Here is a 16,947-nt window from a genome sequence, read left to right on the forward strand (position 1 = left end):
CGGGCATGTCCCGCAGTACGTGGTATCACAATATAAATGCGCTGAAGCGAGTGGACAGGCATGCCGGGCTGAAAGACAAAATCAGAGAGATTTACCACTATCACAAAGGGCGTTATGGCTACCGCAGGATCACGCTCTCATTGAGAAAACTAGGGTTGCTGGTAAACCATAAAACAGTGCAGCGGCTGATGGCAGAGCTGTCGCTCCGCTCTCTGATAAGGGTGAAGAAATATCGTGCCTGGAAAGGTGAGGTGGGCAAGGCTGCACCCAATATCCTGGGCCGGAACTTCGGTGCATCGAAAGCCAATGAAAAATGGGTCACGGATGTCACCGAGTTCTCGGTGCAGGGTAAAAAGCTGTACCTGTCGCCGGTGCTGGACCTTTTTAACCGGGAAATCATCTCATACAGCCTGTCGGAAAGGCCGGTGATGGAGATGGTTAATACGATGCTGCATGATGCATTCTCAGTGCTCGAACCGGAGGATGCACCGTTGCTGCACACGGATCAGGGCTGGCAATATCGAATGGCAGGTTATCAGGCAAAGTTAAAGGCGAAGGGTATGACACAAAGCATGTCGCGCAAGGGAAACTGCCTGGATAACGCGGTGATGGAGAACTTCTTCGGCACACTAAAATCGGAGTGTTTTTACCTGAACAGGTTCAGCAATCTGAATGAACTGAGGAAGGCGATAGAGGACTATATCCATTACTATAACAACGAGCGGATCAGCCTGAAATTAAAAGGCCTGAGTCCGGTAGAATACCGAACCCAGACCCCGATAGCCGCTTAACATGAACTGTCCAACTTTATGGGGTCAGTCCAGAAACCGGGCTTTGCTTTCTGTAAAACCCAAACGACAGACGAAAAAAAAGCCCGCATTTTCATGCGAGCTCTTCTCTAAATATGGCGGTGAGAGAGGGGTTCGAACCCTCGATACGTTACCGTATACACACTTTCCAGGCGTGCTCCTTCAGCCACTCGGACACCTCACCGTATTGTTTCGCTGCCTGACCTCTCGGGGGCAACGGGGCGCTACTATAGGGAGTTGCGCTAAAACGGTCAAGCAAATTTTATGCCTGAGTGGCTGTTCGGTTAAGCATTAATCACTGTGGACAATAATTGGCGTTAAGGTCGGGGAGTGGGTTTTCTGCAGACGAAAAAAAGCCCGCATTTTCATGCGAGCTCTTCTTCAAATATGGCGGTGAGAGAGGGGTTCGAACCCTCGATACGTTGCCGTATACACACTTTCCAGGCGTGCTCCTTCAGCCACTCGGACACCTCACCGTATTGTCATCCCGTTGTTGCTGGGACGGGCGCTAATGTAAGTAAAAGGGGCACTGGCGTCAATCATCTTTTTCAGATATTTGGCGCGTTTAGACAAAGTTTCAGCAATGTGATTCCTGAATGTGCTGAAAGCGCTTTTTTTATCAGCAACACAGCCGGCGGTTTATTTGTTATCCTGATAATCCTCTTGAAAACACCTATAAATCATCGCAATAAAAAGGCAGGAGTCATTATGGATATCATCTTCTATCACCCTACGTTTGATACTTCTTACTGGATCAAGGCGCTGTCGGAAGCCATTCCCGGCGCGCGCGTTCGCGAGTGGAAGCGGGGCGATAACGAACACGCGGATTACGCTCTGGTCTGGCATCCACCAGTGGAGATGTTACAGGGGCGCGATTTGAAAGCGGTGTTTGCCCTCGGCGCGGGCGTGGATTCCATCCTGAGCAAGTTAAAAGCCCATCCAGAGATGTTGCCTGAACATATTCCCCTGTTCCGACTCGAAGATACCGGTATGGGCCAGCAAATGCAGGAATATGCCGTCAGCCAGGTGCTGCACTGGTTCCGCCGCTTTGATGACTATCAGGCGTTGAAGCAGCAATCACACTGGGAGCCGCTGGCCGATTATCAGCGCGAAGATTTTACCGTCGGGCTGCTGGGCGCGGGCGTGCTGGGCTCGAAAGTGGCGGAAGCGCTGGCCCCGTGGGGATTCCCGCTGCGCTGCTGGAGCCGTACGCGCAAGGAATATCCGGGCGTAGAAAGCTTTGCCGGTGCCGAAGAACTCCCGGCCTTCCTGAAGGGCACGCGCGTATTGATCAACCTGCTGCCGAATACGGCGGAGACGGTGGGAATTATCAATCACGATCTGCTTAATCAGCTGGCGGACCAAAGCTACGTGATGAATCTGGCGCGCGGCGTGCATCTGGTGGAAGCCGATCTGCTTAAAGCACTGGATAGCGGCAAGCTGAAAGGCGCGATGCTGGATGTCTACAGCCGTGAGCCACTGCCGGTGGAAAGCCCGCTGTGGGCGCATCCGCGCGTCGCCATGACGCCGCACATTGCGGCGGTGACGCGTCCGGCGGAAGCGGTTGACTATATCACCCGCACCATCGGCCTGCTCGAGCAGGGGAAACCGGCGACGGGGCAGGTCGACAGACAGCGCGGCTACTAACAGCAACCCGGCATTCGCCGGGTTTTTGCTAATAAACACCGGGCAGACCTGCTATCCTTGGGGTAAAACACCAGAGGAGAGAGAGATGTATCCCGTTGACCTGCATATGCACACCGTCGCCAGCACCCACGCGTACAGCACCCTTCATGACTACATCGCCCAAGCCAAACTGAAAGGGATTAAGCTCTTTGCGATTACCGACCACGGTCCTGATATGGCAGATGCGCCGCACTACTGGCACTTTGTGAATATGCGCATCTGGCCTCGTCTGGTGGAGGGCGTCGGGATCCTGCGCGGCATTGAGGCGAATATCAAAAATACGGACGGCGAGATCGACTGTACGGGCCCGATGCTGACTTCTCTGGATCTGATTATCGCCGGTTTTCATGAGCCGGTGTTTGCGCCACAGGATAAAGAGACGAATACCCAGGCGATGATCGCGACCATTGCCAGCGGCAACGTCCACATTATTAGCCACCCCGGCAACCCGAAATTCCCTATCGATATTCAGGCCGTGGCGCAAGCTGCGGCGAAACATCGCGTGGCGCTGGAAATCAACAACTCCTCCTTTACCCACTCGCGTATCGGCAGCGAAGCCAACTGTCGTGCCGTGGCGGCAGCCGTGCGTGATGCAGGTGGCATGGTGGCGCTGGGTTCTGACTCTCACACCGCCTTCACGCTGGGTGAATTCGGCGAGTGCCGAAAAGTGTTAGATGAAGTGGGCTTCCCGGAAGAGAGAATTCTGAACGTCACGCCGCGTCGGATGCTCGATTTCCTTGAATCACGCGGTATGCCTGCTATCCCTGAATTTGCTGAACTTTAATATAGTCATGGAATAATCAAATGAACGAGTTTTCAATCCTTTGCCGCGTACTGGGCACTTTGTACTATCGCCAGCCGCAAGATCCGCTGCTGGTTCCGCTCTTTACGCTGATTCGCGAAGGTAAGCTCGCGGACAACTGGCCGCTGGAGCAGGACGAGCTGTTGCAGCGCCTGCAAAAGAGCTGCGATATGCAGCAGATTTCGGCGGATTACAACGCCCTGTTTGTGGGCGAAGAGGGCCGCGTTTCACCGTATCGCTCTTCCTGGGAAGAGGGGGCGACGGAGTCTGAAGTGCGCGCGTTCCTTTCTGAGCGCGGTATGCCCCTGAGCGATGCGCCTGCCGATCATATCGGTACGCTGCTGCTGGCCGCCTCCTGGATTGAAGATCACTCCGGTGAAGACGAAAGTGAAGCCCTGGAAACTCTGTTTGGCGATTACATTCTGCCATGGTGCGGTGCATTCCTCGGTAAGATCGAAGCCCACGCCACTTCACCTTTCTGGCGCACCATGGCACCGCTGACCCGCGAAGCGATCTCCGCCATGTGGGATGAATTGCAGGAAGAGAATGAAGAGTGATTTGCATCACATTGTCAATGTAACGGTACATTTCATCTTGCATAAAATGTGCTAGTGATCTCATTTCATCGGCGCGTATCTGATAAGATGCGCGCCATGAATATATTACTTTCTATTGCCATCACAACAGGGATCCTCTCCGGGATATGGGGATGGGTTGCCGTGTCTCTGGGACTGCTCAGTTGGGCCGGTTTCCTGGGCTGTACGGCCTATTTCGCCTGCCCGCAGGGCGGACTCAAAGGGCTGTTTATCTCCGGTTGCACCATGATGAGCGGCGTGGTCTGGGCATTGATTATCATGCACGGCAGCGCGCTGGCTCCGCACCTGGAGATCGTCGGCTATATGATGACGGGCGTGGTGGCTTTTCTGATGTGCATTCAGGCAAAACACCTGCTGCTGTCGTTTGTTCCTGGCACCTTCATCGGCGCGTGTGCGACCTTTGCCGGGCAGGGCGACTGGAAAATGATTGTTCCGTCTCTGCTGCTGGGGCTGGTGTTTGGCTACGCGATGAAGAACAGCGGGCTTTGGCTGGCTGCCCGGCGATCGCGGGCGCAAAATCTCCCGGAATTAAGCAAATAAAAAAGCGAGGCCTCAGAGCCTCGCTTTTTTTTGGTGCCGTCAGAATCAGGATTCCGGAGGCACCGACATTTCACGGTATTTCACCAGCACTTCATTTTTCACGTCGTTTTTATTCTGCAGGTCCCACAGCCCGCGATCGATACCGTCGTTAATCAGGAAAATGACCCCTGTTTCGATGGCTGACATCAGACACATCATCACCGGTTCATTCGAGGTATAACCGATTTCACCCTCCAGCAGACGCTGGTAGTCGATGAAGCGGAATACACCGGCCTGCACTTCATATGAGAGAATCGTTTTGCTGGTGGTGACCGATGACAACACTTCACCGGTGCTCACGTTAACCACGCGCAGGTTGACGGCAATCTGGTCGAGCTGGTACTGCGTATCAGCCCCGATACCGAAATACCGCGCCCCGACGCCGCCCGATTTCACGTTACTTTCGTAGCCGATAATGGACCCTTCCACCATCACGTTCGCGGCAACCAGTGATTGCAGCGGTACGCGGTTATTCACCTCAACCGTGCCGTTTTCCTGCGCTGCACGAATGATTTTGCGTTCGTTCAGCAGGTTCTGCAGCCCCTGACGTTCCAGAGGAATAAACCAGCGTGAATCTTTGAGCGCGGTGACCAGCATGGCGGTGGCACTTTGCGGAACGGCGGTCGAGAAGTTACTTGCCGGATACGGTTTGAACTGGCCAGTTTCATCCTGGATGTTATAAACCGAGACAAATATCTTACCCGTCGGCGCCGGCAGATGCGTCAGGTCGCGATAGCTTTGCGCCCTGGGCATCAGCGTGGGTTTGGCGGCTTCTTTAGGTGGAGCAGTTAAACAACCGCTCAATAAGCACACTGCAACAAGAATCAGAAAGCGCTGCATGATCGTTGTCCTTATTTCGTCGTTGTTTAAAAGTCAGTTGAATTGGTGGCAAGACCTGAAACCTGAATGGTGGACGTTTTGCCCGTTTTCCGGTCGGTCACATTCAACTGCAGCTGCCCGTCTTTATTCGCAATATCGACAATAAAATCGTTGGTCACCATGCGACCGGGTTTGCCGGTATTAATATTGGTTAATAAGCCGCCTAATATTTGTGACTGAATAGCCTGAGTAAAGTTATCCAGTGCGGACGGCGTTTCAACCCCAAAATCGTCGTTAAAACTGGGGTCTTTATAAGAGTTTTGAGCTTGTGCTGAGTTGAGTAAAAAAGCCCCGTTATTCGGGTTGCCACCAAAGTTTGGGTTACGGAACTGGAAAGTCATATTCCCGGCCCAGCTCAACGGTGCAATCAGCATTAATGAAATCACTGTGTGTGCGAGACGCATTACAGCCTCCGGAGATTATTTGTCGCTAGAATTCATCTTTTGCTAAATCGCCAGTGCTCAACAGAGCCTTGTCGATTTGCAGGCGATTTACCGCTTCTTCAGTTTGTGCCAGTGCAATACTGATGTTCTTGTCAAAATCTCGTTTCGTCGGGAATAAAAAGGTCTGGTACACCACGTCCTGATTAACCGTTATGGTGATCCAGCTTCCCCATCGAGCACTGGGCCGCTCATTGATTGTTAAGTTGCCAGGATAATCACTTTCCCATTTGTCGCTAAACGCCCGATAAAAATCGTGGCCGATAGAAGAGACGGTGTGGTCGGTTAATAATCCAGGAACTTCTACCTCAACAGCGTGAAGATTTCCGGCAGCAAGCAGAAAGCCCGCTGCCACTATCCATCTTGACGTGCGTTTCATGTTGTTAACGCCTGAGGTTATCGTTTGCCCATGAAACTGCCTGAGTTCTGTTTTTAACAGCTATCTTCTTGAAAAGATTGTAGAGATGAGTCTTGACTGTATTTTCGCTGATAAATAACGAACGGGCGATTTCAATATTTGAAGAACCAATACGTAATTTATTCAGAATTTCTTTTTCGCGGTGGGTCAGCAAAGCAGATTCTGAACTGTTATAGCGATAATTTCCGGAGTGAGTGATGAGATAGCTGGCAAGTTTTTGCGAGAAATAACATTCCCCACGTAAAATACCTTGCAGCCCCTCCACCACACGCGTCTCGTCTTCAGTGACGTAAAAGACGCCGTTGATGTGCGGCCAGCTTTCAATATCGCGGAAAGGATACTCATCAGGCGTATTCAACAATAGCGCGCGGATATTATTGTTTTTCCTGCTTAAGTTATCCTGCCAGTAATGGATAAGCTTTTTATCCGCTTCCATCATATCGAAGAGAATGATGCTGCCAGGAGCAATATCATCATAAGAACGTTGAATATTGTGCAATTTCCCGTTCAGTGAAAGAGATTGCTTCAAATGCTGTAATAAGGCTGTCGCTTGTAAAGAAGGCTTTGTGATCAACAGTAATGTATGACCATGTAAACTATGGACTTCATTAAACATGATGAAACCCCACTTTTTTATTACACCCGGCAGTTGCCCCCGATATATTCGGGGGACCCAGAAGTACCGACAGATGTTGCACTGCTGTGTGTAGAATCAGACCATAACCTCCAGCAGGAGGTAAATATAAAAAATAATTCGTACTGCTGATTTCAATCTAGCTATTACGATTTTTAAATCAAGTGTTAATGGTGTAACAAGATGTAAAAATTAATATTAATTTGTGAATTTCAAGTGGTAAAAAAGTTCAGGAATGATAAAAAAGTTGTACACGTTAATAATGCTGCACACATTTTAAAAATCATACAAATAATTATAGTGAATTGATTTAATTCAGTATTTATTATTTGTGATTCTCTGATCTCAGGTATGAGATTGGCGAAATCCCTAAGACTTTGCATGCTAAGCGAAAGCCCTTAAGAAATCGAGTGACCCGTGACAAGTCTGTCAGGCAATGAACTCTGTAAAGCGTAAAGTACAGACGTGACAAGGGTGACAAGCTGCCCTGAACGAAGCGCCAACTTGCCGAAGAAATAAATTAAAAAAAACTAACTTACGCTGCTGACTGAAATTTTTGGCGTGAATTAATACTTTGAGGTGAGCGAATAAATCAAAATAAGCCGCGCGGGTGAGATATTTAAATTGTTTCGATAGACATACTCTTCATCGTAACGCAGCGTTAACAAAAAACGAATCGCGTTAACACCGTGCAGTTAATTATTTCCAGGTCCAGGTGACAACATGAAAAACAGAACGTTATTTATGATGTTTACATTACTGGGTGCGCCTGGGTTATCAATCGCGGCAGGTTCGGACCTGGCAGGTTCGGAATATAACTTCGCGGTTAATGAATTAAGCAAGTCTTCATATAATCAGGCAGCCATTATTGGTCAACACGGTTCAGGAAATAATGCCGATGTTCGTCAGGGCGGTTCTAAATTACTGTCCGTTGTTTCACAGGAGGGTGGGAACAATAGAGCGAAAGTTGATCAATCAGGGACTTATAACCTTGCTTATATCGATCAGGACGGCAACGGCAATGATGCGAGTATTAAGCAAGGGGCTTTTGGTAATACCGCAATGATTATCCAGAAAGGCTCGGGTAACAAAGCGAATATTACGCAGTATGGTACGCAAAAAACAGCAGTTGTAGTTCAGAGACAGTCGCAAATGGCTATCCGCGTTATCCAACGCTAACTATTTACGACGACTTAATCAATCCGATGGGGGTTTACCATGAAACTTTTCAAAGTGGCAGCAATTGCAGCAATCTTTGTTTCTGGCAGTGCTCTGGCTGGTGCGGTTCCTCAATATGGCGGTGGCGGCGGTGGTGGTTGGGGTGGCGGTAACAGCGGCCCTAATTCAACTCTGAGCATTTATCAGTACGGTGGCGGCAACTCAGCTGTTGCTCTGCAATCTGACGCTAAAAATTCTGACCTGACTATTACTCAGCACGGCGGCGGTAACGGTGCTGACGTAGGACAGGGCTCTGATGACAGCTCCATTGACCTGCTGCAGAAAGGCTTTGGTAACAGCGCAACCCTCGATCAGTGGAATGGTAAAAACTCCACCATGGAAGTTAAACAGTTCGGCGGCGGTAACGGCGCGGCAGTGGACCAGACAGCTTCCGGTTCAACTGTAACTGTGCACCAGGTTGGTTTCGGCAACAACGCGACTGCGCATCAGTACTAATTTCGAATCTGTACTATAAAAAAACAGGGCGCTTGCCCTGTTTTTTTTCGGGAGTTGATCATGCATACCTTATTACTGCTTGCTGCCCTCTCCAGCCAGATCACCTTTAAAACCACCCACGACGGGGAGATGACGACCATTATTCCGCAGGTCATTCTGACTGAACCCTGCGTGTGTCAGGTACAAATCATTTCCTCGCGGGAAGGGCAGGGAGGACAAAGCACTTCCAGTCAGCGCAACACGATTTCCATTCCCGCTAACCAGCCGATTGATTTAACTCGCCTCAGTTTGAATATTAGCCCTAAAGATTCCGTGAGAATTGTCGTTAATGTCTCTGACGGGCAATCGCTACACTTATCAAAACAATGGCCGGGTTCTGAATAATATATTCACGAAATCAATATATTGGATAATTTGGCGGTTCCCAATGAATGTTTCTATGATTTGAATAAGGAATGCGCGACCCCTCAAGGATGATTTCTCATTGAGGAGCCAACCATGGCAGCGTCCATTGTAAAAAGTATTATTGCATCAGGTATTATTGCTTTATCGGCACTGACTCCAGCATTAGCGGCAACCACGGTTAACGGCGGTGTGATTCATTTTCGCGGGGCGATTGTAGAAGACCCGTGTGTGATCTCCCCGCAACATAATCAGTTTGCGCTGTCATGCCCGCACGAAGGACGCGTGCAAACCACCCAGGTAAGTTACGGTGAAGCCCTGCGGGGGCGTAACCCTTACCCAGATGTCGCCACGGTGAGTATGAAATATATCAATCCGGAAAAAACGTTGGCGGTTGTGCAAGTCAACTATCGTTAGGACAGAGCCCTCTCGTCTTCGGACCGGAGGGCTTTTCTCATCTGGCTCTTCTTCGCAACCAGCCCCTGCTATACACTTAATAAAAGTCGGGTAGTAGAGGAATGGATATGAAACCGCAAATTGACGTTGTCCTCGGGGACATCACCACACAGCACGTTGATGTCATTGTTAATGCAGCCAATCCCTCGTTGATGGGCGGTGGCGGCGTTGACGGTGCCATTCATCGTGCGGCCGGACCGCAGCTGCTGGAAGCCTGCAAAATTGTCCGTCAACAGCAGGGTGAGCTAGCGCCAGGCCATGCGGTGATTACGATTGCCGGGGATCTTCCGGCGAAAGCGGTGATCCACGCCGTCGGCCCAATCTGGGAAGGCGGGGAGCATCATGAGGCGCGAAGCCTTGAGGATGCCTATCTTAATTGTCTGCGCCTGGCGGCCGCCAATGGTTATAAAACTATTGCGTTTCCGGCCATCAGCACCGGCGTTTATGGTTTTCCAAAGGCCGCTGCCGCCGCGATAGCCGTGGCGACGGTTTCAGACTATCTCACCCGCAAACCCCTGCCGGAGCGGGTATACTTCGTTTGCTATGATGAAGAAAATGCCCGGCTCTACCAGCGACTTCTTACCCAGCGAGGACAAGAACTCGACGCATAATACGCGGCTCGGGCGGGCGATCGCGCCCGTCAATGCCGAACATCCAGGGCTGTGCGGTTTGCTCCCCCTGGATGACAGCCTCGATGCCTTCGCCTGCCGCTACCGGCTGGCGGAAATGGCGGAGAAAACCCTCGATGTGCAGTACTACATCTGGGAAGACGATATGTCGGGGCGGCTGCTGTTTTCCGTGCTGGTGGCCGCCGCTTCACGCGGTGTCCGCGTCCGGCTGCTGCTGGATGACAACAACACGCAAGGGCTGGACGCGATCCTGCGCCTGCTCGATTCCCACCCCAACATCGATGTCCGTCTGTTTAACCCTTTCTCGTTCCGCACCCTGCGCGCGCTGGGTTATCTCACCGATTTCGCCAGGCTTAACCGCCGCATGCACAATAAAAGTTTCACCGTCGATGGCGAAGCGACCATCATCGGTGGCCGCAACGTCGGTGATGCCTATTTCGGGGCAGGGGAGGCACCGCTCTTTTCCGATCTGGATGTGATGGCGATCGGGCCGGTGGTGGCGGAAGTGGCTAATGATTTCGAACGCTACTGGCAGAGCGCCTGCGTCTCGACGCTAAAGCAGGTACTGGAATTATCGGAGGAGGAGATCGGATCTCGCCTCCAGCCGCCGGATGACTGGTATCAAAACGAAATAGCCCAGCGCTATCTGGATAAACTGGAATCGAGCCAGTTTATTACCCGCCTCGAAGCGCGCGATTTGCCGCTGATCTGGGCGAAAACCCGTTTACTCAGCGATGACCCGCGCAAAGGCTTAGGGCGCGCGAAGCGCCACTCACTGCTGCCTCAGCGTCTGCTGGATGTGATGGGCACCCCGGCGGAGCAGATCGATATCATCTCCTCCTACTTTGTACCCACCCGCGCGGGCGTTGCACAGCTGCTGCAGCTGGTGCGCAAGGGCGTCAAAATCGCCATTCTCACCAACTCCCTCGCCGCTAACGATGTGGCCGTGGTGCATGCGGGCTACGCGCGCTGGCGCAAAAAACTGCTGCGTCACGGGATTGAGCTTTACGAGCTGAAACCCACTCAGGACTTCGTTCCGGGGCTGCGGGATCGCGGCCTGACGGGGAATTCCGGCTCCAGTCTGCATGCCAAAACCTTCAGCATCGATAGCCAGAAAGTGTTTATCGGCTCGCTGAATTTTGATCCGCGCTCGACGATGCTCAACACGGAAATGGGCTTTGTGATTGAAAGTGAAACCCTGGCGCGCCTGATCCATCGCCGCTTCCTGAAAAGCCGTCAGCACGAGGCGTGGCAGATTCGGCTCGATAACTTCGGGCGTCTGAACTGGGTCGAGCAAAAAGACGGGGAAGAGATTGTGCTGAAGAAAGAGCCAAAAACACGCTTCTGGCAGCGGGTGCTGGTGCGTCTGGCGTGGTGGTTACCGGTTGAGTGGCTGTTGTAATCGCGCCGGAGGGCCCGGCGCGAAGCGTCATTAAGCCGTTTTGGTTTGCGGTTTACCGGAAAACAAGAAACGCAGCAGCGGAATGCGCAGGTGAATTTCGTACAGCAGGATGGCAACGCCCACCACAAACACCAGCCCGGTGAAAAAGCCTAATGCGTTAGAACTAATGTGCGGGGTGATATATGCACCAAAAAAGAGCGTCAGCGGGTGGTGAACCAGGTAGATAAACAGCGACGCGTTGACGAAATAGGTCACGCGGGTCGACTTAAAGTTCAGCAGACGGTGCCCCAGGGCAAACACCACGTTAACCATCCACAGTCCCAGCAGCATCGTAATCACGCTTTCCGTTTCATACATCCACGCATCGCCGCTGCCATAACGCTGATTGAGCAGATAGGCGGCAAACGCCAGCGCGGAACCCACGGCGCACCACGACGACGGCGTGGTGAACAGATCTTTAAGTTTTGGCGAGATAAAGGCCAGCGCGCCCAGCATAAAGAACGGGATGTAGAACAGGGTTTGCATCACCACGAAGTTGAACAGCCCATCGCTCAGTATCGGCGGATAAACGATGAACAGAATGCGGCGAATCGCGCCGTAGGCGATACCCAGCACCAGGAAAATCAGGGAGAGTTTCGCCCAGGTGATGTGAGGGAATTGCGTTTCGTGATGGCGGCTCAGATGGCGGCGCAACTTGCTGAAAATCCAGAGGCTAACGGTGGTCATCACCACCAGCACCAGCAGGAACCACAGGTGTGATACCAGTTCCCAGACCAGTGTGTTGTACTTTTCGTAGAAGGTCAGGTTTTGCCAGTTATCGGCTTTGCCTTTCACGTACTGCAGCATGATGAACTGGGGCAGCGTCAGCAGCGGAATGGCGGTCAGCATCGGGATGCCGACGCGCTCGACGCGCACTTTCCACCAGCGTTTCATCGGGTAGCGCAGAAACAGCATGTAGGAGAAATAGCCGGAAATGACGAAGAACACCTGCATGCGGAAAGAGTGGATGAAGTCGTTAAACAGTGTCAGCCACCATGAGGGCTCTATACTGTTAACATGCCAGGTGTGGCTGGAGTAAATCAAGGAGATATGAAAAGGGATCCCCAACAGCATCAGCCATGCCCGGATCGAGTCGAGGAAATATTCACGTTGTACGGGTGCAGTGGTCATATAACTTTTTGCATTCTCGGACTTTTCGTCTTATCCATAAGACTAATAGTGGTTACATTCGAAGCCAACCCTACACCAAGACCGACACCCTGTCTCCAGGATAAGCACGCAAAGTGAAGAGAGGGTTCTTCTGGTTGCTTAATCCATGAGCCAGCGCGCTGAACAAAGCAGTGATATTGTTGTCGGATTGCCTGAATTTCCAGTAAAATGGATCGGATCGAATTAAGCACACAAAGGGGGAAGTGCTTACTTATTATGAAACATAAACCACAAATGATGAAAATGCGTTGGTTGGGTGCAGCAGTCTTGTTGTCACTGTATACCTCTTCTGCATGGTCTTTTTCCATCGATGATGTCGCAAAACAGGCAAAATCGCTGGCCGACAAAGGCTATGAGGCGCCAAAAAGTAACCTGCCCTCCGTCTTCCGCGACATGAAATATGCGGACTATCAGCAGATCCAGTTCAATCACGATAAAGCGTACTGGAACAACATTAAGACCCCGTTCAAGCTTGAGTTTTATCATCAGGGCATGTACTTCGACACCCCGGTTGCTATCAATGAAGTGACGGCCACTGCGGTACGTAAGATCAAATACAGCCCGGATTATTTTAATTTTGGCGATGTGAAACACGACAAAGACACCGTTAAAGACCTGGGATTCGCAGGCTTTAAAGTGCTTTACCCCATCAACAGCAAAGATAAAAACGACGAAATTGTCAGCATGCTGGGGGCCAGCTATTTCCGCGTGATCGGTTCAGGCCAGGTTTACGGTCTGTCTGCGCGTGGTCTGGCAATCGATACGGCGCTGCCGTCTGGTGAAGAATTCCCGCGTTTTCGTGAGTTCTGGATTGAGCGTCCAAAACCTACGGACAAACGCCTGACTATCTACGCACTGCTGGACTCTCCGCGTGCGACCGGTGCTTACCGCTTTGTGATCATTCCGGGTCGTGACTCGGTGATCGACGTGCAGTCCAAAGTTTACCTGCGCGACAAAGTGGGCAAACTGGGCGTCGCGCCGCTGACCAGTATGTTCCTGTTCGGGCCAAATCAGCCGTCTCCGGCGACCAACTTCCGCCCGGAACTACATGATTCCAACGGTCTGTCCATTCTTGCTGGCAACGGCGAGTGGATCTGGCGTCCGCTGAACAACCCGAAACACCTGGCAGTCAGCAGCTTTGCGATGGAAAACCCGCAGGGCTTTGGTCTGCTCCAGCGCGGTCGTCAGTTCTCTCGCTTTGAAGATCTCGACGATCGTTACGATCTGCGCCCAAGCGCCTGGGTCACACCGAAAGGGGACTGGGGTAAAGGCAAAGTCGAGCTGGTTGAAATTCCAACCAACGACGAAACCAACGACAACATCGTCGCTTACTGGACGCCGGATCAGCTGCCGGAAGCCGGGAAAGAGATGAACTTCAAATACACCATCACCTTCAGCCGCGATGAAGATAAGTTGCATGCGCCGGACAACGCGTATGTGATGCAGACTCGCCGCTCAACGGGCGATGTGAAGCAGTCGAATCTCATTCGCCAGCCTGATGGCACCGTGGCGTTTGTGGTTGATTTCGCCGGTCAGGATATGAAAAAACTGACGCCGGATACGCCTGTCACCGCGCAAACCAGCATTGGTGATAACGGTGAAATCGTTGAAAACACCGTGCGTTACAACCCGGTGACCAAAGGGTGGCGCTTAACCCTGCGCGTAAAAGTGAAAGATCCTAAACAGACCACGGAAATGCGCGCTGCGCTGGTCAATGCCGATCAGACGCTGAGTGAAACCTGGAGCTATCAGCTACCTGCCAATGAATAATACATCTGAATATATCGATGCCATGCCGCTGACAGATATTGAGAAAGCGGCGCTGCCCAAGAGCGACATCCGCGCGGTTCATACCGCGCTGGATGGCGAGCATCACGAATTTACCCGTGATGACGATACGCCTCTGGGGTCAGTCAAGGCGCGCCTGGAGCAGGCCTGGCCAGATTCGCTGGCAGAAGGGCAGCTGATTAAAGACGATGAAGGGCGCACCCAGCTTCAGGCGATGCCGAAAGCGACGCGCTCTTCCATGTTCCCGGATCCGTGGCGTACCAACCCGGTAGGCCGCTTCTGGGATCGTCTGCGCGGTCGCGATGTGGCGCCGCGCTATCTGTCTCGTCTGACCAAAGAGCAGCAGGCGTCTGAGCAGAAATGGCGTACCGTCGGCACGATCCGTCGTTACACCCTGCTGGTGCTGACCCTGGCCCAGACCGTGGTCGCCACCTGGTACATGAAAACCATCCTGCCTTATCAGGGCTGGGCGCTGATCAATCCGGCTGACATGGTCGGGCAAGATCTGTGGGTCTCCTTCATGCAGCTCCTGCCGTACATTCTGCAAAGTGGGATCCTCCTCCTCTTCGCGGTCTTGTTCTGCTGGGTCTCGGCCGGTTTCTGGACCGCGCTGATGGGCTTCCTGCAATTGCTGATGGGGCGTGACAAATACAGCATTTCGGCGTCAACGGTCGGGGATGAAGCACTCAACCCTGAGCACCGTACGGCGCTTATCATGCCTATCTGTAACGAAGACGTTGACCGCGTATTCGCGGGCCTGCGCGCCACCTGGGAGTCTGTTAAGGCGACCGGTAACGCCGAGCATTTCGACGTCTACATCCTGAGCGACAGCTACAACCCGGATATCTGCGTTGCCGAGCAGAAAGCCTGGATGGAACTCATTGCCGAAGTGCAGGGCGAAGGGCAGATCTTCTACCGTCGTCGTCGCCGTCGTGTGAAGCGTAAAAGCGGTAACATCGATGACTTCTGCCGCCGCTGGGGCAATCAGTACAGCTACATGGTGGTGCTGGACGCCGACTCCGTGATGACCGGTGAGTGTCTGACCGGGCTGGTGCGTCTGATGGAAGCGAACCCGAACGCCGGGATCATCCAGTCGTCGCCGAAAGCCTCGGGTATGGATACGCTGTATGCGCGCTGTCAGCAGTTTGCGACCCGCGTTTACGGTCCGCTGTTTACCGCCGGTCTGCACTTCTGGCAGCTGGGTGAATCCCACTACTGGGGTCACAACGCCATTATTCGTGTGCAGCCGTTCATCGAACACTGTGCGCTGGCACCGCTGCCGGGCGAAGGTTCGTTTGCCGGTTCCATTCTGTCTCACGACTTCGTGGAAGCGGCGCTGATGCGCCGTGCAGGATGGGGTGTGTGGATTGCTTACGATCTGCCGGGCTCTTATGAAGAGCTGCCGCCGAACCTGCTGGATGAACTGAAACGTGACCGCCGCTGGTGTCACGGCAACCTGATGAACTTCCGTCTGTTCCTTGTGAAAGGGATGCACCCGGTTCACCGTGCCGTGTTCCTGACGGGCGTGATGTCTTATCTGTCTGCGCCGCTGTGGTTTATGTTCCTGGCCCTGTCGACGGCGTTGCAGGTGGTCCATGCCCTGACCGAACCGCAGTACTTCCTGCAACCGCGCCAGCTGTTCCCGGTGTGGCCGCAGTGGCGTCCTGAGCTGGCGATTGCACTCTTTGCCTCGACGATGATCCTGCTGTTCTTGCCTAAGCTGCTCAGTATCATCCTGATCTGGTGCAAAGGCTCGAAAGAGTACGGCGGTTTCTGTCGCGTGACGCTCTCCCTGCTGCTCGAAGTGCTGTTCTCGGTGCTGCTGGCGCCGGTGCGCATGCTGTTCCACACGGTGTTTGTGGTCAGCGCGTTCCTCGGCTGGGAAGTGGTCTGGAACTCACCGCAGCGTGACGATGACTCCACGCCGTGGAGCGAAGCTTTCATGCGTCATGGCTCGCAGATGCTGCTGGGTCTGGTGTGGGCTGCCGGTATGGCGTGGCTGGATTTACGCTTCCTGTTCTGGCTCGCGCCGATCGTGTTCTCCCTGATCCTGTCGCCGTTTGTCTCCGTGATCTCCAGCCGTTCAACGGTGGGCTTGCGTACCAAACGCTGGAAACTGTTCCTGATCCCGGAAGAGTATTCTCCGCCGCAGGTGCTGGTGGACACCGACAAGTATCTGGTGCTGAACCGCAGCCGTTCGCTGGACGATGGCTTTATCCACGCGGTGTTTAACCCGTCGTTTAACGCTCTCGCGACTGCCATGGCCACCGCGCGTCACCGCGCCAGCCAGGTGCTGGAGATCGCCCGCGATCGCCACATCGAGCAAGCGCTGAACGAAACGCCGGAAAAACTGAACCGCGATCGCCGTCTGGTGCTGTTAAGCGACCCGGTCACCATGGCCCGCTTGCACTATCGCGTCTGGTCCTCTCCGGAGAGATACTCCTCGTGGGTGAACTACTACACGACGATTAAGCTCAATCCGCTGGCCCTGAAGGCGAAGTAAGCCGAACGAAAGTAAAAATACCGGCCTTGGCCGGTATTTTT

General features: G+C 52.9%; 18 protein-coding genes and 2 tRNA genes. 13 read left to right on the plus strand and 7 right to left on the minus strand.

Going from position 1 to position 16,947, the window contains the following annotated elements:
- Positions 1 to 791 (plus strand): IS3 family transposase (locus QQF33_RS24835; protein WP_285158798.1); only part of this gene is annotated, 791 nt, incomplete at its 5' end.
- A gap of 114 nt (positions 792 to 905) precedes the next feature.
- Here the strand turns inward: QQF33_RS24835 and QQF33_RS24840 are convergent.
- Positions 906 to 993 (minus strand) — tRNA-Ser (locus QQF33_RS24840).
- A 204-nt stretch (positions 994 to 1,197) separates the two neighbouring features.
- Positions 1,198 to 1,285 (minus strand) — tRNA-Ser (locus QQF33_RS24845).
- Positions 1,286 to 1,517: 232 nt separating this feature from the next.
- Here QQF33_RS24845 and ghrA point away from each other — a divergent pair.
- The 4 genes from ghrA (at position 1,518) to QQF33_RS24865 (ending at position 4,433) form a co-directional block, all read left to right on the plus strand.
- Positions 1,518 to 2,456: a glyoxylate/hydroxypyruvate reductase GhrA gene (ghrA, locus tag QQF33_RS24850; protein ID WP_282494864.1), complete on the plus strand. Its 939-nt coding sequence runs from the start codon at positions 1,518 to 1,520 to the stop codon at positions 2,454 to 2,456.
- An 85-nt stretch (positions 2,457 to 2,541) separates the two neighbouring features.
- On the plus strand, positions 2,542 to 3,279 hold the full coding sequence (locus QQF33_RS24855; protein WP_282494865.1) for a phosphatase: 738 nt from the start codon (positions 2,542 to 2,544) through the stop codon (positions 3,277 to 3,279).
- A gap of 20 nt (positions 3,280 to 3,299) precedes the next feature.
- The gene (locus QQF33_RS24860; RefSeq protein WP_282494866.1) at positions 3,300 to 3,854 is read left to right on the plus strand and encodes a TorD/DmsD family molecular chaperone; all 555 of its coding nucleotides are present in this window, start codon (positions 3,300 to 3,302) and stop codon (positions 3,852 to 3,854) included.
- Positions 3,855 to 3,941: 87 nt separating this feature from the next.
- Complete coding sequence (locus QQF33_RS24865; protein WP_282494867.1) at positions 3,942 to 4,433, plus strand: DUF1097 domain-containing protein; 492 nt, start codon at positions 3,942 to 3,944, stop codon at positions 4,431 to 4,433.
- Between the two features lie 45 nt (positions 4,434 to 4,478).
- On the opposite strand, the gene csgG is transcribed toward QQF33_RS24865, so the two are convergent.
- The 4 genes from csgG to csgD are packed head-to-tail and all read right to left on the minus strand — an operon-like array spanning position 4,479 to position 6,825.
- Positions 4,479 to 5,312 (minus strand): curli production assembly/transport protein CsgG, encoded by an 834-nt coding sequence (gene csgG, locus QQF33_RS24870; RefSeq protein ID WP_282494868.1) that lies wholly within the window; start codon positions 5,310 to 5,312, stop codon positions 4,479 to 4,481.
- 26 nt (positions 5,313 to 5,338) lie between these two features.
- The gene (gene csgF, locus QQF33_RS24875) at positions 5,339 to 5,755 is read right to left on the minus strand and encodes a curli production assembly/transport protein CsgF (protein WP_282494869.1); all 417 of its coding nucleotides are present in this window, start codon (positions 5,753 to 5,755) and stop codon (positions 5,339 to 5,341) included.
- Positions 5,756 to 5,780: 25 nt separating this feature from the next.
- Positions 5,781 to 6,170 carry a curli production assembly/transport protein CsgE gene (gene csgE / locus QQF33_RS24880; RefSeq protein WP_282494870.1) on the minus strand — a complete coding sequence of 130 codons (390 nt, stop codon included), beginning with the start codon at positions 6,168 to 6,170 and terminating at the stop codon, positions 5,781 to 5,783.
- 4 nt (positions 6,171 to 6,174) lie between these two features.
- The gene (csgD, locus tag QQF33_RS24885) at positions 6,175 to 6,825 is read right to left on the minus strand and encodes a biofilm master transcriptional regulator CsgD (RefSeq protein WP_282494871.1); all 651 of its coding nucleotides are present in this window, start codon (positions 6,823 to 6,825) and stop codon (positions 6,175 to 6,177) included.
- A gap of 741 nt (positions 6,826 to 7,566) precedes the next feature.
- Here csgD and csgB point away from each other — a divergent pair.
- The 6 genes from csgB to QQF33_RS24915 all read left to right on the plus strand — a co-directional run bounded on the left by csgB (position 7,567) and on the right by QQF33_RS24915 (position 11,406).
- A complete protein-coding gene (gene csgB, locus QQF33_RS24890; RefSeq protein ID WP_282494872.1) occupies positions 7,567 to 8,022 on the plus strand; it encodes a curli minor subunit CsgB in 456 nt (151 codons plus the stop codon).
- 39 nt (positions 8,023 to 8,061) lie between these two features.
- Positions 8,062 to 8,517, plus strand: a complete 456-nt coding sequence (gene csgA / locus QQF33_RS24895; RefSeq protein WP_282494873.1) for a curli major subunit CsgA — start codon at positions 8,062 to 8,064, stop codon at positions 8,515 to 8,517.
- Positions 8,518 to 8,577: 60 nt separating this feature from the next.
- Positions 8,578 to 8,901, plus strand: a complete 324-nt coding sequence (gene csgC, locus QQF33_RS24900) for a curli assembly chaperone CsgC (protein WP_285145838.1) — start codon at positions 8,578 to 8,580, stop codon at positions 8,899 to 8,901.
- A 114-nt stretch (positions 8,902 to 9,015) separates the two neighbouring features.
- Positions 9,016 to 9,336 (plus strand): type 1 fimbrial protein, encoded by a 321-nt coding sequence (locus QQF33_RS24905; RefSeq protein WP_282494875.1) that lies wholly within the window; start codon positions 9,016 to 9,018, stop codon positions 9,334 to 9,336.
- Positions 9,337 to 9,443: 107 nt separating this feature from the next.
- On the plus strand, positions 9,444 to 9,986 hold the full coding sequence (gene ymdB / locus QQF33_RS24910; protein ID WP_282494876.1) for an O-acetyl-ADP-ribose deacetylase: 543 nt from the start codon (positions 9,444 to 9,446) through the stop codon (positions 9,984 to 9,986).
- On the plus strand, positions 9,922 to 11,406 hold the full coding sequence (locus QQF33_RS24915; RefSeq protein WP_285145888.1) for a phospholipase D family protein: 1,485 nt from the start codon (positions 9,922 to 9,924) through the stop codon (positions 11,404 to 11,406). The genes ymdB and QQF33_RS24915 overlap by 65 nt, the downstream gene beginning before the upstream one ends.
- Positions 11,407 to 11,436: 30 nt before the next feature.
- Here QQF33_RS24915 and mdoC read toward each other — a convergent pair whose 3' ends face one another.
- Positions 11,437 to 12,576 carry a glucans biosynthesis protein MdoC gene (gene mdoC, locus QQF33_RS24920; protein ID WP_285158800.1) on the minus strand — a complete coding sequence of 380 codons (1,140 nt, stop codon included), beginning with the start codon at positions 12,574 to 12,576 and terminating at the stop codon, positions 11,437 to 11,439.
- Between the two features lie 255 nt (positions 12,577 to 12,831).
- Here mdoC and mdoG point away from each other — a divergent pair, with 255 nt between their 5' ends.
- Both mdoG and mdoH read left to right on the plus strand, forming a co-directional pair.
- A complete protein-coding gene (mdoG, locus tag QQF33_RS24925) occupies positions 12,832 to 14,385 on the plus strand; it encodes a glucans biosynthesis protein MdoG (protein ID WP_282494878.1) in 1,554 nt (517 codons plus the stop codon).
- Positions 14,378 to 16,906 carry a glucans biosynthesis glucosyltransferase MdoH gene (gene mdoH, locus QQF33_RS24930; protein ID WP_282494879.1) on the plus strand — a complete coding sequence of 843 codons (2,529 nt, stop codon included), beginning with the start codon at positions 14,378 to 14,380 and terminating at the stop codon, positions 16,904 to 16,906. Before mdoG ends, mdoH begins: the two co-directional genes overlap by 8 nt.
- Positions 16,907 to 16,947 lie beyond the last annotated feature (41 nt).

The sequence above is a fragment of the Lelliottia wanjuensis genome (genome assembly GCF_030238365.1).
Classification (GTDB): domain Bacteria; phylum Pseudomonadota; class Gammaproteobacteria; order Enterobacterales; family Enterobacteriaceae; genus Enterobacter; species Enterobacter wanjuensis.